The organism is Actinomadura alba (assembly GCF_014323705.1).
Taxonomy (GTDB): Bacteria; Actinomycetota; Actinomycetes; order Streptosporangiales; family Streptosporangiaceae; genus Actinomadura_C; species Actinomadura_C alba.
This window is the reverse complement of sequence record NZ_JABVEC010000012.1, coordinates 46,220-61,083: the sequence shown is the minus strand read 5'-3', so window position 1 is coordinate 61,083 and position 14,864 is coordinate 46,220. Positions and strand designations below refer to the sequence as shown.

At 66.3% G+C, this 14,864-nt stretch carries 14 protein-coding genes; 10 read left to right on the top strand and 4 right to left on the bottom strand.

Annotated elements, in window-relative coordinates; translation table 11 throughout:
• The first annotated feature begins 631 nt into the window (after positions 1–631).
• The 9 genes from HKK74_RS39095 to HKK74_RS17410 all read left to right on the top strand — a co-directional run bounded on the left by HKK74_RS39095 (position 632) and on the right by HKK74_RS17410 (position 8,640).
• The gene (locus tag HKK74_RS39095) at positions 632–1,282 is read left to right on the top strand and encodes a helix-turn-helix domain-containing protein (protein ID WP_222722386.1); all 651 of its coding nucleotides are present in this window, start codon (positions 632–634) and stop codon (positions 1,280–1,282) included.
• Entirely contained in the window at positions 1,233–1,637 is a 405-nt protein-coding gene (locus HKK74_RS39090; protein WP_222722385.1) for an integrase core domain-containing protein, read from the top strand. The genes HKK74_RS39095 and HKK74_RS39090 overlap by 50 nt, the downstream gene beginning before the upstream one ends.
• Positions 1,627–1,791 (top strand): hypothetical protein, encoded by a 165-nt coding sequence (locus HKK74_RS17440; protein WP_187244289.1) that lies wholly within the window; start codon positions 1,627–1,629, stop codon positions 1,789–1,791. Before HKK74_RS39090 ends, HKK74_RS17440 begins: the two co-directional genes overlap by 11 nt.
• A 701-nt stretch (positions 1,792–2,492) precedes the next feature.
• A complete protein-coding gene (locus tag HKK74_RS40010) occupies positions 2,493–3,353 on the top strand; it encodes a DUF2637 domain-containing protein (protein ID WP_246491670.1) in 861 nt (286 codons plus the stop codon).
• A 796-nt stretch (positions 3,354–4,149) separates the two neighbouring features.
• On the top strand, positions 4,150–4,701 hold the full coding sequence (locus HKK74_RS17430) for a DUF6423 family protein (RefSeq protein ID WP_222722384.1): 552 nt from the start codon (positions 4,150–4,152) through the stop codon (positions 4,699–4,701).
• A gap of 134 nt (positions 4,702–4,835) precedes the next feature.
• Positions 4,836–6,044, top strand: coding sequence for an MFS transporter (locus HKK74_RS17425; RefSeq protein ID WP_187244288.1), 1,209 nt, complete (start codon positions 4,836–4,838; stop codon positions 6,042–6,044).
• Positions 6,041–7,378 (top strand): NAD(P)-binding domain-containing protein, encoded by a 1,338-nt coding sequence (locus HKK74_RS17420; RefSeq protein ID WP_187244287.1) that lies wholly within the window; start codon positions 6,041–6,043, stop codon positions 7,376–7,378. The genes HKK74_RS17425 and HKK74_RS17420 overlap by 4 nt, the downstream gene beginning before the upstream one ends.
• Positions 7,371–7,793 (top strand): DUF6187 family protein, encoded by a 423-nt coding sequence (locus HKK74_RS17415; RefSeq protein ID WP_187244286.1) that lies wholly within the window; start codon positions 7,371–7,373, stop codon positions 7,791–7,793. The genes HKK74_RS17420 and HKK74_RS17415 overlap by 8 nt, the downstream gene beginning before the upstream one ends.
• A 49-nt stretch (positions 7,794–7,842) precedes the next feature.
• Positions 7,843–8,640: a JmjC domain-containing protein gene (locus tag HKK74_RS17410; protein ID WP_187244285.1), complete on the top strand. Its 798-nt coding sequence runs from the start codon at positions 7,843–7,845 to the stop codon at positions 8,638–8,640.
• 308 nt (positions 8,641–8,948) lie between these two features.
• Here the strand turns inward: HKK74_RS17410 and HKK74_RS17405 are convergent, their stop codons facing one another.
• From HKK74_RS17405 to HKK74_RS17395, 3 genes are all read right to left on the bottom strand, one after another.
• A complete protein-coding gene (locus tag HKK74_RS17405) occupies positions 8,949–9,215 on the bottom strand; it encodes a hypothetical protein (protein WP_187244284.1) in 267 nt (88 codons plus the stop codon).
• Positions 9,212–9,793 carry a recombinase family protein gene (locus HKK74_RS17400; protein ID WP_187244283.1) on the bottom strand — a complete coding sequence of 194 codons (582 nt, stop codon included), beginning with the start codon at positions 9,791–9,793 and terminating at the stop codon, positions 9,212–9,214. Before HKK74_RS17400 ends, HKK74_RS17405 begins: the two co-directional genes overlap by 4 nt.
• A gap of 189 nt (positions 9,794–9,982) precedes the next feature.
• Positions 9,983–10,117, bottom strand: a complete 135-nt coding sequence (locus HKK74_RS17395) for an OST-HTH/LOTUS domain-containing protein (RefSeq protein ID WP_312881570.1) — start codon at positions 10,115–10,117, stop codon at positions 9,983–9,985.
• Between the two features lie 219 nt (positions 10,118–10,336).
• Here HKK74_RS17395 and HKK74_RS17390 point away from each other — a divergent pair, with 219 nt between their 5' ends.
• Entirely contained in the window at positions 10,337–13,567 is a 3,231-nt protein-coding gene (locus tag HKK74_RS17390) for a DUF4132 domain-containing protein (protein ID WP_187244282.1), read from the top strand.
• 613 nt (positions 13,568–14,180) lie between these two features.
• Here the strand turns inward: HKK74_RS17390 and HKK74_RS17385 are convergent.
• Complete coding sequence (locus tag HKK74_RS17385) at positions 14,181–14,789, bottom strand: recombinase family protein (protein ID WP_187244281.1); 609 nt, start codon at positions 14,787–14,789, stop codon at positions 14,181–14,183.
• Positions 14,790–14,864: the final 75 nt, after the last annotated feature.

The following is a 14,864-nucleotide window of genomic DNA, read 5'->3' as shown; positions in this document are numbered from 1 at the left end:
ACCTCGTGGCCTGGGCCGAGTTTGAGTCTCGGAACTGTGCTGCTGACACCGCTGAGGCCGATGACTAGGCCTTCGGCGCCCATCATCCGGAGCAGCCCGCCGCGGTCGGCGCCGATGAGCCGGTTGCGCGACCTCGAGCCGTCGCTCGGCGGCTGCGATGATCAGCGTGTTGACCAGCGAGATCACGGTGTAGCCGGCGATCATCGCGACGAACGGGTAGTTCACCCAGGCCCCGGTCGGCCTGCGCGGCGATCGCCTCGTCCCGGTCGGCGACCAGGACGCCGGGACGTCCGGACACGCGATCGGTGAGCGCGGCGGTCAGCCGGTCGTGGCTGACCGCCGCGCGCGGCCCGGACGATGATCTGCGAAGGCGCGGTGGCCGTGGTGTGCGCGGCCAGCAGGGGAGCGGGCAGCAGGACGGACTCGGGGCCCTGCGCTTGCCGAAAATGTCATCCGGCCAGGTCAACGCCCTGGGAGCGGTTTGACCGGGTCTCCGGGCGTCGTGGCTCTGGCTGATCGTGTCGGAGTGGTCGCGCAGGAAGCGGGCGCGGCGGGATGATGACCGGCTGTGCTGTTGCGACTTGCGTACTTGACCGTGACGAACACGTTTGCGGTGCTGCGTCTTCTACCGATGAGTGACCGGGACAAGGACACCGAGATCTTGGCCCTGCGCCATCAGATCGCGGTGCTGGAGCGCCAGCTGGGCAAACAGAAGGCCCGGTTCACCCCAGTCGACCGTGCGTTCCTCGCGGCGTTGCTGCACCGGCTGCCGCCGCAGATGGTGCGTCGGCTGCGGTTGCTGGTACGCCCGGACACGATCCTGCGTTGGCACCGCGACCTGATCACCCGACGGCACGCCGCCAGGTCCAAGCCGAAGCGAGCGGGTCGGCCACCGACGGTGCATTCAATTCGCGCCCTGGTCTTGCGTCTGGTCCGCGAGAACCCCCATTGGGGATACCGGCGCGTCCACGGTGAGCTGCTGGTCCTCGGGGTGAAGGTGGCCGCCTCGACCGTGTGGGAGATCCTCAAGGACGCCGGTATCGACCCGGCGCCCGAGCGCGCCTCCAGCACCTGGGCTGATTTCCTGCGTTCCCAGGCCGATTCCCTGCTGGCCTGTGACTTCTTCGAGACGGTCACCCTGTCCGGAGCACGGATGTATGTGCTCGCGGTGATCGAGCACGCCGACCGCCGGATCCGGATCCTGGGTGGTGCAGGCGGCGAAGAACCTCGTTATGGACCTCGAAGACGCAGGCTTCCGGGCGCGGTTGCTGATCCGGGATAGGGACGGCAAGTACCCCCAGCTGTTCGACACCGTGTTGCGGGATGCGGGGATCGAGGTGGTGCTCAGCGGCGTCCGGATGCCCCGGATGAATTCGATCATGGAGCGGTGGGTGCAGACCTGCCGCCGCGAGCTGCTGGACCGAACGTTGGTCTGGAACCAGCGCCACCTGCTCCACGCCCTGCGCGAGTTCGAACGCTTCTACAACGAGCACCGTCCCCACCAGGGCATCGCAGGCGCCCGGCCACTCCATCCACTGCCCCTGCCGATCACCGACCCGGACCAGATCGCCCACCTGAACATACGAAGACACCAACGCCTCGGCGGAATCCTCCACGAGTACGAACATGCTGCCTGACGTGCATGGATGGAGTTTTCGGCAAGCGCAGGGCCCTCCCCTGCCCGGGATCCAGGGCATCTACAGCCACGTCACCGCCACCATGCGCGAACGCCTGACCGCCAAGCTCCAGCGTCAATGGGCCGCCCTCAACCGGCAGCGCCCACGCCCGTGACCACAACCCGCCATATAACCGGTGGTGCTCCCGATCCGGGAGCAGCTGCTCCCGGTGACCACAACCCACAGACCACAACCCACAGCTGGGTTGTGTCAGGGGCCCCGTGGAGCAGCGTGCTCCCGACATGCTCCCGATACACCCGGAAAACAAAGATCCCCAGATCGGGATCATGATCCTGACCTGGGGATGATGTGGTGGGCGATACTGGGATTGAACCAGTGACCTCTACCGTGTCAAGGTAATCCGCGTGCTGGTCCGACCGGTGTCTTCACAAGAATGTGCAGGTCAGAGGCTTCCGTTCGAGTCCGTTGAGGGACGTTCGGAGACGTTGAGAGAAGCGGGCGTCTCCAGTTCCTCTCCAGATCTTGTGGGGGAGCCACCGGCATGTCTCTTCGACTTTCACTACTCTCCGTGAGTTTTCGCGGCATCCATAGCCGCCTGTTTCCTGCCGGTTATCCGGGTCGTCTGCTTCGTGCTGGCTGTGCCCTGGTCTGTCGTGGTGCGGCGGCGGGTTGGTGCTGCGCCGCGGGTGTCCGCGCGGTGGGAGATATCGACTGCACTGCCGGCACTCCGCCAGCGGATGGTCAAGCAGGCTGTCCAGGTGGTGCGATCGGCCAGGGGAGTCATGCGATCTGGGCGGCAGAACTGCACGCGGCTGGAGTGGAGGGCGTTCACGGGCACGAGGTTGGTGAGCGGTGATGCGGCCGGGTGATCGGGCGATTCGGTGGACGACGACGGTTAGCGTGGTCGTGCTGGCCGTGATCGCGGCGGTGTTGTCGTACAAGCACATGTACACCTTGGTCCTGCAGTACGGGGAGACCTCGTGGACGGCGGCTCTGCTGCCTGTCTCGGTGGACGGGATGATTGCGGCGTCGTCGATGACGTTGCTGGCGGACTCACGCAGTGGTCGGCGTAGTGGTTTTCTGCCGTGGGCCCTGCTGGTTGTAGGGAGCATGGCGAGTCTGGCGGCGAATGTGGCGGTGGCGGAGCCGTCTGCGGTCGGCCGGGTGATCGCGGCGTGGCCGAGTTGCGCTCTGATCGGGTCGTATGAGCTGTTGATGCGCCAGGTCAGGCACGCCGCCAGCCCGAAGACGCCGGTCGCCTCAGCGGTAGCTCATACGAGCCCGGTGGCCGACAACGCCGCCTCATACGAGCCCTCATATGAGGCAGGAGCGGAGAAGACCGTTCCCTCATATGTGCCTCATACGGCCTTGGCCAAGGACGACGCTGCTACAGACGACGCCCATACGACTCCGCCCGGCCTGCCGACGCCTTCATATGAAGTTCAGACCGACAGCCCTGAGCACCTCATACGAAGCACGGAGACGGTTCACGCGGGCGGCGTCGAAGGCGAGCATCGGGATCATTCACCGCGCAGCCGTCCACCGTCCGGGCTGCAACGGCAGGCCTGGCAATGGGCCGTCGCCAACCGCACACCCACCGGGGATCTGCCTTCCGGTAAGGCGATCGCAGAACGGTTCGGGCGACGAGAGCGTTGGGGGCGCCTGGTCAAACAGGCCGGAGCAACCGGCCGCTTGGACCAGGTGGCCACGCAGTAACGTGGGTAGGCACACTGGAAGCGGCATCCGGATCATCAAAACCTCTGTGGGTGCCGAAAATTCATCCGCGCCTTGTGACCTGGGCAGTCGCCCCAAACCTTGGCCGGTTATAAAGGTCAAACTGAACGCGTTCGAGCGTCGAGGCTACTTTTGAACGTGCTCAGAACTGGCCCCAAATCTTCGGCTTCAAGGGCAGAGAAGCGCAGGTCACGGTAGTGGACGGGGTTTTCGGCACCCGCACCGTCTGCCCTGTTCTGGAGCCACCTGAATCTCTACGGCCGGTTCGAACTCGACATGAGCCACCACCTGAAACTCGACAACGAGCTGCCTACCGCGCCCGGAACCTGACCAAGACCCGCCACCGCCAACGACTGTGGCGCCCCAGTGCATTTGGGCGCTCAGCGCTCGCCCTTGCCGCGCGGCCGTGGCGTCGTCGATTTTCCTCGATCGGCAGGTCATGCTTGCGCGCCCACTTGCTGGCCGCCTGCCCGCTCATGCCCAGAGCCTGACCGATCAGCCGCCACGGACGGGGCCGGTCATCACCTGTGGGAGCCGGGAGGTGAGACTCCTCCCGGCCACCCGACCACTCACTAGGATTATGGTCGCTTCAAAACACCAGTTAGTAGACCATTGTTGCGCACCTTATCAAACGAGAATGATCTGCCCAATACTTGACTTACGCGTAAGATATTGTCATGGCCTCTGTGGAGTGGTTGGCGCACCAGGACGTCTGGACGAAAATCCCACCGATAGACGTGAACTGTGCGTCACGGAATCGAACAGGAGGCTGCTCGCCATGGAAACGATGCAGGTCACTACCGGACTGGATGTGGCGAACCGTGTGCGGGCTCGTGACATCCAGATGGCGGCTGGCGCGGATCTTAGCCGCCGCGTGCTCATGATCTCCGGCGCCATCGACGTCAACAGCCACGACATCTCGGTTACCTTCGAGCTTCCCGCACCGGGGCGCTGGGAGATAGTCAAGTCCGAGTCGAACCTGACCGACGAGCCGTGGCTAGCCTGGCAGATGGTGGCCGGTGACGATACCTCCTTCATCGACGACAGCGACGCCATGGTGGTGTCCCGCCAGTACGCCAACACGTTCATGACGCCGGATCGCAAACGCCTCACCTTCTACGACGGCGAGGTCCGTCCGGGCGAGGCCGTCCTGAAGTGGTTCACCATCGAGTGCCGCCGTCGCCGAGCGATCATCAGCCACGCGAGGTTCGCTCCAAGGCCACAGAGTTCCCCCGAAGAGACCAAGGGGCAGATCGAGCAAGCCGCAGTGGCAGGTATGCCGCCCAAGCCAGTTATCGAGACGATCATTCCGGTGACGGTGGTGGGCTGATCACAGACCGGCCGGTGGGCCGCTCCGAGCGGCTGGCCGACCGCTGTGATCAACTGTTCTCGGACCTGGATCGGGGCCAGCGGCAGCATCAGACTCCCACGGCCCCGTTTCCTATGCAGTCAGGTTTCTTCTCTATGGCGGAACAGCTCACCCGGTTCATCGCCTCGCGCACCGTCAGCATTTTCGGCGATCGAATAGCCGACCTTGCGCTTCCGCTGGCGATCATTTCGGTTACCGGATCGGCATCCAAGGCAGGGGTGGTGGCCGCCACCCTGCAAGCGCCACGGGTTCTTGCGGCTTTGCATGCGGGAGCGCTGGTGGATCGGGTGCCGCGTCGCAAACTTATGATCGGCGCCGATCTCATACAGGGACTGGCGTACATAGTGATCGGCTTGGAAATCAGCGTAGGAGGCGCCCGCTGGATTCCTCTGGTGATGGTGGCGCTGATCGCTGGCATGGCGGAGACGGTCTTCAGCCTCGCGGCCGCGAGTTATCTGCCACAAATCGTCGCCAAGGAACGTCTAGTTCGAGCGAACGGCTGGCTGGAGGCCGCGGACGCAGGAGCGACTCTGACCGGTCCCGCGGTGGGAGGGATGCTCCTGCAGCGGCTCGGGACTATGCCAGCGCTGGCGTTCAATTCCTGCTCCTTCCTGGTGTCTGCCATTTTGCTGAGGAGGCTGCCCGACACTCGACCGCGCGGCCCGCGGCACGAGGCCGGGCTGCTGCTGGGAGCCCGTCTGCTTCTGAGCAGGACAGATCAGCTAGCGCTGTTGGTCGGCTCCGTCTACATGCAGTTGTTGGCCTCCTGTGCCTTGCTGGTCTTCTTCGTCCGAGCCAAGGATGACCTGGACCTTGCCTCCGGGGTGATCGGCCTCGTCGCCTCCGCCGCGGGAGTCGGTGGCCTGGCCAGCAGCTTGATCATCGCCCGGTTGGTCGAACGACGACCATGGTGGATGGTGCTCGCCATCGCTTTGACGGTCAATGCGGTAGGGGTGGGCCTACTGGGAGTCTTCACTCACATCGTGTTGCTGGCTGCGGCAGTGGCCGTCCTCGACGGCGCCTCCGCCCTGTGCTTCATCATCGCCTCGGCGACCAGACAGCGCATCACGCCAGGCGAGGCCATCGGCCGGCTCACCGCCGCATCAGGTGCGATCACTTCCACTGTGCGTGTGCTGGCTGTGGCCGGTATTGGCGTCCTTGTCGACGCCTTCAGCGCATCCACCACTCTGTTCGGCTTGGCCCTCATTGGTGCACCGTTCATCCTCGCAGTCACCGCTTACGGATCCATCGTGTCGCGACAGCGGACACACGCCACTGCCACCGCGGCGAAGGAGAGTCAATGACCAGGTTCATGCCTGATGAAGCACTGCTGGCCTCTCCCCGCGGCCGCGCTTTCCCCTTCTACGCCGACCAGGACACCGCTATGCGCCGCGATGCGGTTCCCCCTACCGTAGACCTGGTGATCGTGGGAGGAGGTCTTGCGGGTCTGGCCGTCTACTCGGCGTGCTGGCATGCGGGCCTGCGCAATGTTGTCCTGCTGGAACGAACCGGGGTGATTGGCGGGCAGTTCTTCCAGCGTGTTGACCGGCTGAAGCAACGCGTCTTGCGCTCACCATACGATCATCATCCAGGAGCCGAGGGCCACCGCGACTGTGAGTTGCTCGATTTCGCCCGGTTGCACTGGGCCCACCTTACCGATATCGAGCGCCGTGAGGTTCGCATGGCCCAGGCTGGGCACCGCTCTGTGGTGCCACTGGATGTCTTCGAAGGCTTCTGCCGTCATGTGGCAGCCATTCATCAAGTCTACGCACGCTCCTGGCAAGCGCATGTGTCCCAACTCGAATCGTCGGAGGACTCGGTGTGCGTCAAGACCAGCAACGGAGAAATTCGCGCAAGATCGGTCGTCATGTGTACTGGCGAACGACGCGTTCAGGCACCGGACTCGTGGCGGGAGAACGGAAAAGACTGGAAAAGAGTCTTCTACTGGGACGAGCCCGTCCCCGAACACGCTTCGGCCGCAGTGGTGGTCGGTGCCGGTCTCAGCGCCGCACACGTCATCGCCAATTTCTTGGACAAAGGTTCACAGGTCGATTGGATCCTGCGGAAGACCGAGCGCTACCAGTGCGCCGACGTCAATGCCTCGTTTTTCCGAGCAGAGGGCCGAGCCCGGTTCTTGGATACAGACCGGCACCAGCGATTGGAACTAATGAGGCGCGAGCGCCGTGCGTCGATCATGTTCGAGTTCGAGCCTCGAATCCGCCGGGCCGAGTTCGCCGGCCAACTGCGCGTCCACCGGAACTCGCACGTCGCTTGCATTGGCGACACTGGGGAGGGTGTCCGGCTGGCCATAGAGGGCGGGCGAAGCATTGAAGCCGACATCGCCGTCCTCGCCCTGGGCACACAAGCCAACGTCGGCGCCGGTCTGCTACCCGATGAGATCATCGCGCCACGCGATGGCTGGCCCGACATTGAACAAGCCACCCTCGCCTACACACACGCTCCGAGGATCCATGTGGTCGGTGCGGCGGCGGCCATGGCCCTTGGGCCGGCGGCCAGGAACATCGACGGGCACCGCGTGGCCACCGCCAGAGTACTCAAAGCCATCACACGCACCTGCCTGCCCGCTAAGGACGGAAGGGACCGCCCCTCCTCTAGGAGCGTGGGGACCAATGCTTGATGTTCACGACGGCTCATTCAGTATGCCCCATCTCGATATTTCGCCGGATACGGAGGTAGGCGTTGTCCTGCTCGGGCTTGACGCACGGACACTACTGACCGGGCTGGGCATCAGCGAGATCATCGACGACCCCTCTCTCATGGTCCTTGCTGTCGATCACCTTAACCACCAAGGCGAACTAAGGATCAAAGCCGAAATTGCTTATGAAATCGGCGCGCAACGCTGGACCATCCTTCGCAATCGATTGGCTGACGCACCCGCCCATGCTCTCCGATCCGGTGGACCCCGGGAGGCGTGGACTCGGTCGCTGGCCACCGTCAATGAAACATTCGGCCACTCATTGGGAACGGCTGCGCGGCACTTCGCTGCCGCCTGCTGGTTCAGGCGGGAAGAGATCGATGGGAGCATCGCATGAACGTCAGCACGCAGGGCGCCGCCGAGGACTCGGTGACGACATTCAATGAATGGGGACTGCCTCACGATTTTATGCGGAAATACTGGAGAAAGGGAGCGGTCTCGCACACATCATCACACAAGCGGAATGTGAAATCTTTCTTGGTGCTCGCGTGCCCGACATCCTCAACACGAACCTGCGGGCTGACCAGGTCAGTATCTCCACTGCGGGCAGGCTGCACCACGCAAACGAGTACACCACCAGCAGGGTGCACGGTAACCAGGCCGTCAACGACATCGTCGACCCCGCGCGAGCGCTGGAGCTGGTCGACGCTGGAGCGACCCTGATCCTCGCCAATGTGGAATCCTGGCTCCCGTCCGTGATCAAGCTCGGCGACGCCCTGCGACAAGAACTGGGCAGCGACGTCCAGGCGCACGTATTCCTTACCGGTTCCGACCGGCGGGGTATACCACCGCACGCAGATGGTGAAGACAACTTCCTTATCCAGCTCGAGGGTGTGAAAGAATGGCGCATATGGGAGTCAACGAACACCTCAGTCCGCTACGTGACTGAGGCCGAGTTGGGGGAACCAACCTGCACCGTACGGCTGGAGCCCGGCGACATCCTGTACTTTCCCGTTGGATGGATCCATTCCGCCACCGCTGGCTCACCAGGCTCCACACACGTCACATTCCAGGTTGTCCCGACTCCGCTTGCCGAGGCAATCGCAGACCAGCTCTACGACGCTCTTAGCACTCGTCTAGGGGATCGCTTCGCCCCTGTTCCGGTGACAGAACCGCTTTCAAGAGAAATGCTGGACGACCTCGTCCAGCGCTTGATCGAGCACACCGATCGCCGAGATCAATGAGCGCATTTATCCTGGTCTTGCTGATCACAGGCCGGTTGCGACACCCGCGGCATGATCGAGAACTGGGGAGCTCCTGGTAAGTCGAGGTTTGTGACCATTGAGCTGATTCCATCCTCTGGCGTGATGGTGGAGGGTGAGGATGGCTTGAACAACGACGGTCAGACGGCCGGAACTCTGACCGGCCAGCGTCAGGGACGAGGGGCCTTGCGTGGAGTCGGGAGCAGTTGCGGTGGTGTCCAGCGGAGCTCGTCCTGTTCGATATGACGCAGCATCCATGCGCGCCCTTCCGGGCCGGTGGTGTTCCAGGTTCAGCTCATCGGCCGTTTCGCCATCGCCTTCTGAAGGCTGCTGCCCGAGGCTCCCTTGCGGGACGGCCGCCAGGGGCGTGGCCGGGCGATCCCCGGCATGTTGTGGCACAGATCGGCCAGAAACCTGATGCGGTCCAGATCCTGGTCAGGGGAACTGTCCTCCGACATCCGCCGGACATCCCCGGCCAGGTAACGGATCTCGGCGAACGCCCTGGCCGCCAAGAGCGCGGCCACGTCCCGATCGAGCCTGGCATCGCGGCGCCTCATGCTGCCCCGCTCGCACGACCGTGGCCGGCGCGTTCGAGGACCCGGTAGACCGTCGCTCTGCCGACGGAGAACATCTCCATCAGGTCGGCGATGGAGTCCTCGCCGCTGGCGCGCATCCGGACCAGCTCGGCCTGCTGGCGGGTGGTCAGCTTGGGCTTCTTGCCCTTGGAGCGGGCGACAGCCATCCCCTCGTGGGTCCGCATCCTGAGCAGGTCGCCCTCGAACTCGGCGAAGGTGGCCAGGATGTTGAAGAACATCTTGCCCATCGGGTCGGCTGGATCGTAGAGCGTCCCGTCCAGCGACAGCTTCACGCCGCGCTCGACCAGGGAGTCCCCGATCTGCCGGGCATCGGGCATCGACCGAGCAAGCCGGTCGAGCTTGGGAACGACCAGGGTGTCGCCGACGCGGACGGCCGCCAGCGCCTGATCCAGGCCCGGGCGGGCCCGGTTGGTACCGGTGAGCCCTTTGTTGAGATAGATCCGGTCGCCTGCCACGCCGAGCGCGGTGAGCGCTTCGCGCTGGGAGGTGAGGTCTTGCAGGACGGTCGAGCATCTGGCGTAGCCGATCAGCTCACCCACCCGAGCAGCGTACCGTTTAGCCCCCCATCACCGGACAGATATGCGGACCGGTCTATTGAGACGACGTTTCCGCATGTCGTGATCTCGCGTCTCTGTCGCTTTCAGAAGTCCTCTGCACAGATGTCAGAAGACCTCTTCACGTTGGCGGTTGACCGTCAACCCGTGAGGCCCGTGGCGGGTGTAGCGGTCCTACGTGGCGCCGAACAGATCCATGAGCTTGGGGTAGCCGCAATTGCGGGAGTAAAAGTCGGGGCGTTGCTTGGTGATGATGTTGCCGACGTCCGCCGGGCGGGCCCAACCGTCGTCGTCGGAGGCGGCCTCCACGGCCCGGAGTCCTGAAGCTACGGCGAGCCGCAGAACGCGCAGCCGCGCTCATGCACGCCTCCCTGACGGGCTTGCGGTCGGTCGGGAACGCGGGCGGACCTTCGAGGAACTGGACGAGGCGACCGCCTCGGAGATCCTCACCGACCTGGAGACCCTTGCGAACGACGCAAATCGGGATGCGTGGTCGTTTGTCGGGGTGTGTCACTACGGTGAGAGCCCATGACCGATCATCGAACCGCGGCGGACGAGGACGTCCTGCTGCTCCCGTCCAGCCTGCGCCGCCAGCTCCATCCCCGCCGCGGCGGCCACCCCGGCACCCGCATCCAGACGCTGCCTGCCGCCCCGACATGGATCCCGGAAAAGATCGCCAAGGAGCTGGGGAAGGACCCCGGCCTGGTGAACCGCCTGGCGGACCCGGACTGGTGCGACCGCGTCCGGCGGCACCTGGAGGGCGAGCCCGACCCGATGGGGGCCGCGGCGCTCAGGCTGTTGCTGGAGGTCGCGCCGAGCGAGCGGCGCGGCAAGGATCTGAGGAACTGGCGGCCGGTGGTCTGGAACATCGACGTGGACGGCTGGGTGCACGCGCACGGGGTGGCGTTCGCCGCGTGCGCGCTGGTCGAGACGGGCACCCTCGACTTCGAGGTAGAGGCTGCCGGGCGGGACTGGAAGCTGAGGCTCGACCGCGACGGCGCGATCCACTGGGACCTGGAGGTGGCCCAGCGCATGCGGATCCTGCTCGCCGCCGCGTCCGACGAGGAGTTCCAGGACGCGGTCGACCGGCTGGCGGAGCACCGCACGAACCCGGCCAGGAAGGTGCTCGTCTCCTACCTCGTGCCGACCCGCCTCGACTGGCTGGAGGAGTGCGGCGCCGACGACACCTGGGGGATCGCCTGGACGCTGCTGTGCCATACGTTCAGCACGCCGGGGCAACTGGCCCAGGAAGACGTGTTCAACAGGGAGAGCTGCTCGACGGGCCTGTTCGTCACGCTCGCGGACGCCGCCGGTGAGGACGCCCTGCCGCTCTTCCTCGACGCCCTCGACCGTGACCGCGTCTACGGCAAGGAGAAGCAGCTGGTCGAAGTGATCGGCCTGATGCCGTACGACGTGGCCTTCCAGGCGCTGCTCGATCGCAGGAGCCGCCCCGAGGTCCCGACGGTCCTGGCGAAGGCGATGACGCGGTTCCCGGCGCGGGCGCTGCGGCTGCTGGCCGCCGGGCGGAGCGACCTGCTCGCCGAGCACGTCCGGGCGCATCCGGAGGTGACCGCCGCGCTGCTGCCGGACCTTCCCGACGCGGAACGCGCCGCGGTCGAGGAGGTCATCGCCGCCGACCCGCGTGTTCCGGACGCGGCGCCGGACGAGCTTCCGCCGCTGCTGGCCGACCCGCCCTGGACACGGAAGCGCAAGAAGGCCAAGCCCGTCGTCATCACCGGCCTGACGCCGCCGGAGGGGCGGGAGCTGGCCTGGCTCGACGGCGAACGCGATGCCTGGGCGGCTTCCAACCCCGTCCGCAACCAGTTCTGGCGGATCCCGGCGGACACCGACTGGGGCCTCAAGGTGAAGGAGTGCCGGACCAGTGGCCGGCACTGGGACGACCTCTTCCCGCAGGGCCCCGAGGAGGTCGTCCGTCCTCTGCTCGCCGACTGGAAAGAACCGGAATACCACTACTGGTCCGAGGCGGACGTGCCGTGGGTGCGGTCCGTGCTGGGCCGGTACGGCACGGACGCGATCCCGTTGGCGCTGTCCGCCGCCCGGGTGGCCCCCGCGGCGTGCGGCAAGCTCCTCGGCCCCTGCCTCAGCGCCGACGTCGCGGCGTTGGCGGCCGCCCTGCTGGCGAAGAAGGCGGGCCGCCGCCCTGCCGTCGCCTGGCTCGGCCGGCACGGCGTGGCGGCCGCCCGCTACCTGTTCGCGCCCGCGCTGGGCAAGGCCGGGAAGGACCGCCGGAACGCCGAGGCAGCGCTGCACGTCATCGCGTCCGACACCGGCATCGGGCCGGTCGTCGCGGAGGCCCGGGCAGCCGGTGACGAGGTGGGCGACGCGATCGAGGCGCTGCTGAACGCCGACCCGCTGGAAAAGCTCCCGTCCAAGATCCCCGTCCCGGGGGAATGGGCCGCGGTGGGCGCGCTGCCGCAGATCCTCTTGCGCGGCAGGGAGCGGGCCCTCCCGGCGGAGGCGGCCGGTCACGTGGTGACGATGCTGGCGATATCGAAGCAGGGCGAGGTGTACGCGGGTGTCGAAGCGGTCCGGGAGATGTGCGATCCGCGCTCGCTGGAGGACTTCGCCTGGGAGCTCTTCGAACGTTGGGAGCTGCACGGTTCACCGGTCCCGGACGGCTGGGCGCTGGCGCAGCTCGGCTGGCTCGGCGGAGACGAGACGGTACGGCGGCTCACCCCGCTGATCAGGACCTGGCCCACCGCGGGCGGCATCCACAAGGCCACCGTCGGGCTGGACGCGCTCGGCACGATCGGCACCGAGATCGCCCTGATGCACCTGCACGGCATCTCGCGGAACGCCCCGTCCAAGAGCCTCAAGCGGCGCGCCCAGGACAAGATCCAGGAGATCGCGGACGGGCTGGGCCTGGACGCCGAGCGTCTCGCCGATCGGCTGGTCCCGGACTTCGGCCTGGACGCCGACGGCACGATGGTGCTCGACTACGGGCCGCGCTCGTTCACCGTCGGGTTCGACCACACCCTCACCCCCTTCGTTCTCGACGGGGACGGCAAGCGCCTCAAGTCGCTCCCGAAACCGTCCGCAAAGGACGACCAGGAGCTCGCCCCGGCCGCCCACCAGCGCTTCACCGCGGTCAAGAAGGAGGCGCGGAGCGCGGCGACCGAGCAGATCCGGCGGCTGGAGAGGGCCATGGCCACCCGGCGCCGCTGGACCGCCGCCGAATTCCAGGACCACTTCGTCTCCCACCCCCTGATCTGGAACGTGGCGCGCCGCCTGGTCTGGCTGGCAGACGGCCGCGGGTTCCGGATCGCCGAGGACCGCTCGTTCGCCAACGTGAACGACGACGCGCTCACACTCGCGGACAGCGCGGAGATCGGCATCGCGCACCCGCTTGACCTCGGTGACGAGGTCAAGCTCTGGCGGGAAGTGTTCGAGGACTACGAGCTGTCCCAGCCGTTCCCCCAGATCGACCGGCCCACCTATGCGCTCACCGACGAGGAGCGGCAGGCCGGCCGCCTCATCCGCTTCGAGGGCACCACGGTCCGGTCGGTGTGGCTCTTCGGGCTGTCCTGGCGCGGATGGCTGCGCGAAAGCCCGCGCCTGCTCTCGCGCCCGCTGCCCGGCACCGGCCGCGCACTGGTCGAGCTGCATCCCGGCCTGGCGCCGCACGATCCGGAGGAGGTGCCCGAGCAGCGGCTCGCCGCCATCCGGCTGAACGGGACCGGGGACCTGGACCCGGTCGCCGTGTCCGAGATCATCGGCGATCTCGCGAGGATGCAATGACCGGTCGCACGGACGAGGAGACCCTCGTCCTTGCCGCCGAGCTGCGCCGCCACCTGCCGCAGCTCAGGACCATATCCGGCGAAAATTTCTCGATCACTACCGGAACCCCTTGAGATGCGCGGCCAGCTGGACGTACATCGCCAGCGCGGCCGGACGTAGCCCTGCCACCGCCACGAACGGCACGACCCGGCGGACGCCACCTCGATCCCGTCCTCGGCGCCCTCGGCTGTGTCGTCGACGACGTCCTGGTCCTCGTCCTGGCTCTCGATGTGGTCGGCATGTTCCACCTGCCGTCTCCTTCGCCCTGCAGGCCGGGCCGGGTGCCCAGCGGGCAGCCGGAACGCCCTATCCGAGTAGACGCAGCTCGGGGGCGAGGCCAGTTCGAGCCGACATGGAGAGTGCCCGGTTTGGAGCGGAGCTACGGCCAGGTCACCGTTGCTCGGGTGGTACGGACCCACGCTGCGAGCTTCGCAGTCGGGTGCGCCAGCGAGTAGCACCTTGACCGCGACCGGGCAGTCCAACCGTTGGTCACGAGCCGCCCACACCTCGCCCATCCCGCCCCCGCCAAGACGCCGGACGAGTCGGTACCGACCCGCCAGTTCCTGCCCCGGCCTCATCCGGTGGCCTCGGCGGCCGTGAGGTAGCGGTGCAGGGAGGTTTTGGGGATGCCGGTCTTGGTGGCGATCACGCCGAGTGAGTCGCCCTGGGCTTTGAGGAGCCGGGCGTATTCGATCTTGTCTTCGGGGTGGGCCACGGGGCGACCGATCCGGCGGCCGGAAGCCTCGGCGACGGTGCGGGCGTGGGCGGCGCGCTCGGCGGTGAAGGTGCGTTCCATCTCGGCGAACAGGGCCAGCAGCAGAAAGGCGATGCGGGCCATGCCCTCGTCGGCGGTGTTGATGGGCAGCGGGTCGGCCAGCGACCGCACGCCGATGCCCTTCTCGGCCAGGTCGTGGACGAGGTTGAGGACCTCGCGCAGGTTACGGCCGATCCGGTCCAGGGTGTGCACGACGATGGTGTCGCCGGGGCGGGCGTAGGCCAGCAGCCGGCTCAGGCCGTCGCGGTCGATGGTGGTGCCGGTCTTCTTGTCGACGTAGATCCGCTCGTCGCCGATCCCGGTGGCGGCCAGGGCGTCGAGTTGGCGGTCGAGGGACTGTTTGGTGGTGGATACGCGGGCGTACCCGAGTTCGAGCCCGCCTTGGGGATGATCGCTTCCGGCGCTCATGATCCGATCGTACCGATATCCGGTTCCGTACGGTCTTTCTGGAACAGGTCTTGTGGAACGAGTTCCGGAACGAAC

What these genes read in the sequence shown, in the direction of transcription:
- HKK74_RS39095 (WP_222722386.1), top strand. Translation starts at nt 632, where the DNA reads ATGAGTGACCGGGACAAGGACACCGAGATCTTGGCCCTGCGCCATCAG.
- HKK74_RS39090 (WP_222722385.1), top strand. Translation starts at nt 1,233, where the DNA reads ATGGACCTCGAAGACGCAGGCTTCCGGGCGCGGTTGCTGATCCGGGAT.
- HKK74_RS17440 (WP_187244289.1), top strand. Translation starts at nt 1,627, where the DNA reads ATGCTGCCTGACGTGCATGGATGGAGTTTTCGGCAAGCGCAGGGCCCT.
- HKK74_RS40010 (WP_246491670.1), top strand. Translation starts at nt 2,493, where the DNA reads ATGCGGCCGGGTGATCGGGCGATTCGGTGGACGACGACGGTTAGCGTG.
- HKK74_RS17430 (WP_222722384.1), top strand. Translation starts at nt 4,150, where the DNA reads ATGGAAACGATGCAGGTCACTACCGGACTGGATGTGGCGAACCGTGTG.
- HKK74_RS17425 (WP_187244288.1), top strand. Translation starts at nt 4,836, where the DNA reads ATGGCGGAACAGCTCACCCGGTTCATCGCCTCGCGCACCGTCAGCATT.
- HKK74_RS17420 (WP_187244287.1), top strand. Translation starts at nt 6,041, where the DNA reads ATGACCAGGTTCATGCCTGATGAAGCACTGCTGGCCTCTCCCCGCGGC.
- HKK74_RS17415 (WP_187244286.1), top strand. Translation starts at nt 7,371, where the DNA reads ATGCTTGATGTTCACGACGGCTCATTCAGTATGCCCCATCTCGATATT.
- HKK74_RS17410 (WP_187244285.1), top strand. Translation starts at nt 7,843, where the DNA reads ATGGGGACTGCCTCACGATTTTATGCGGAAATACTGGAGAAAGGGAGC.
- HKK74_RS17405 (WP_187244284.1), bottom strand. Translation starts at nt 9,215, where the DNA reads ATGAGGCGCCGCGATGCCAGGCTCGATCGGGACGTGGCCGCGCTCTTG.
- HKK74_RS17390 (WP_187244282.1), top strand. Translation starts at nt 10,337, where the DNA reads ATGACCGATCATCGAACCGCGGCGGACGAGGACGTCCTGCTGCTCCCG.
- HKK74_RS17385 (WP_187244281.1), bottom strand. Translation starts at nt 14,789, where the DNA reads ATGAGCGCCGGAAGCGATCATCCCCAAGGCGGGCTCGAACTCGGGTAC.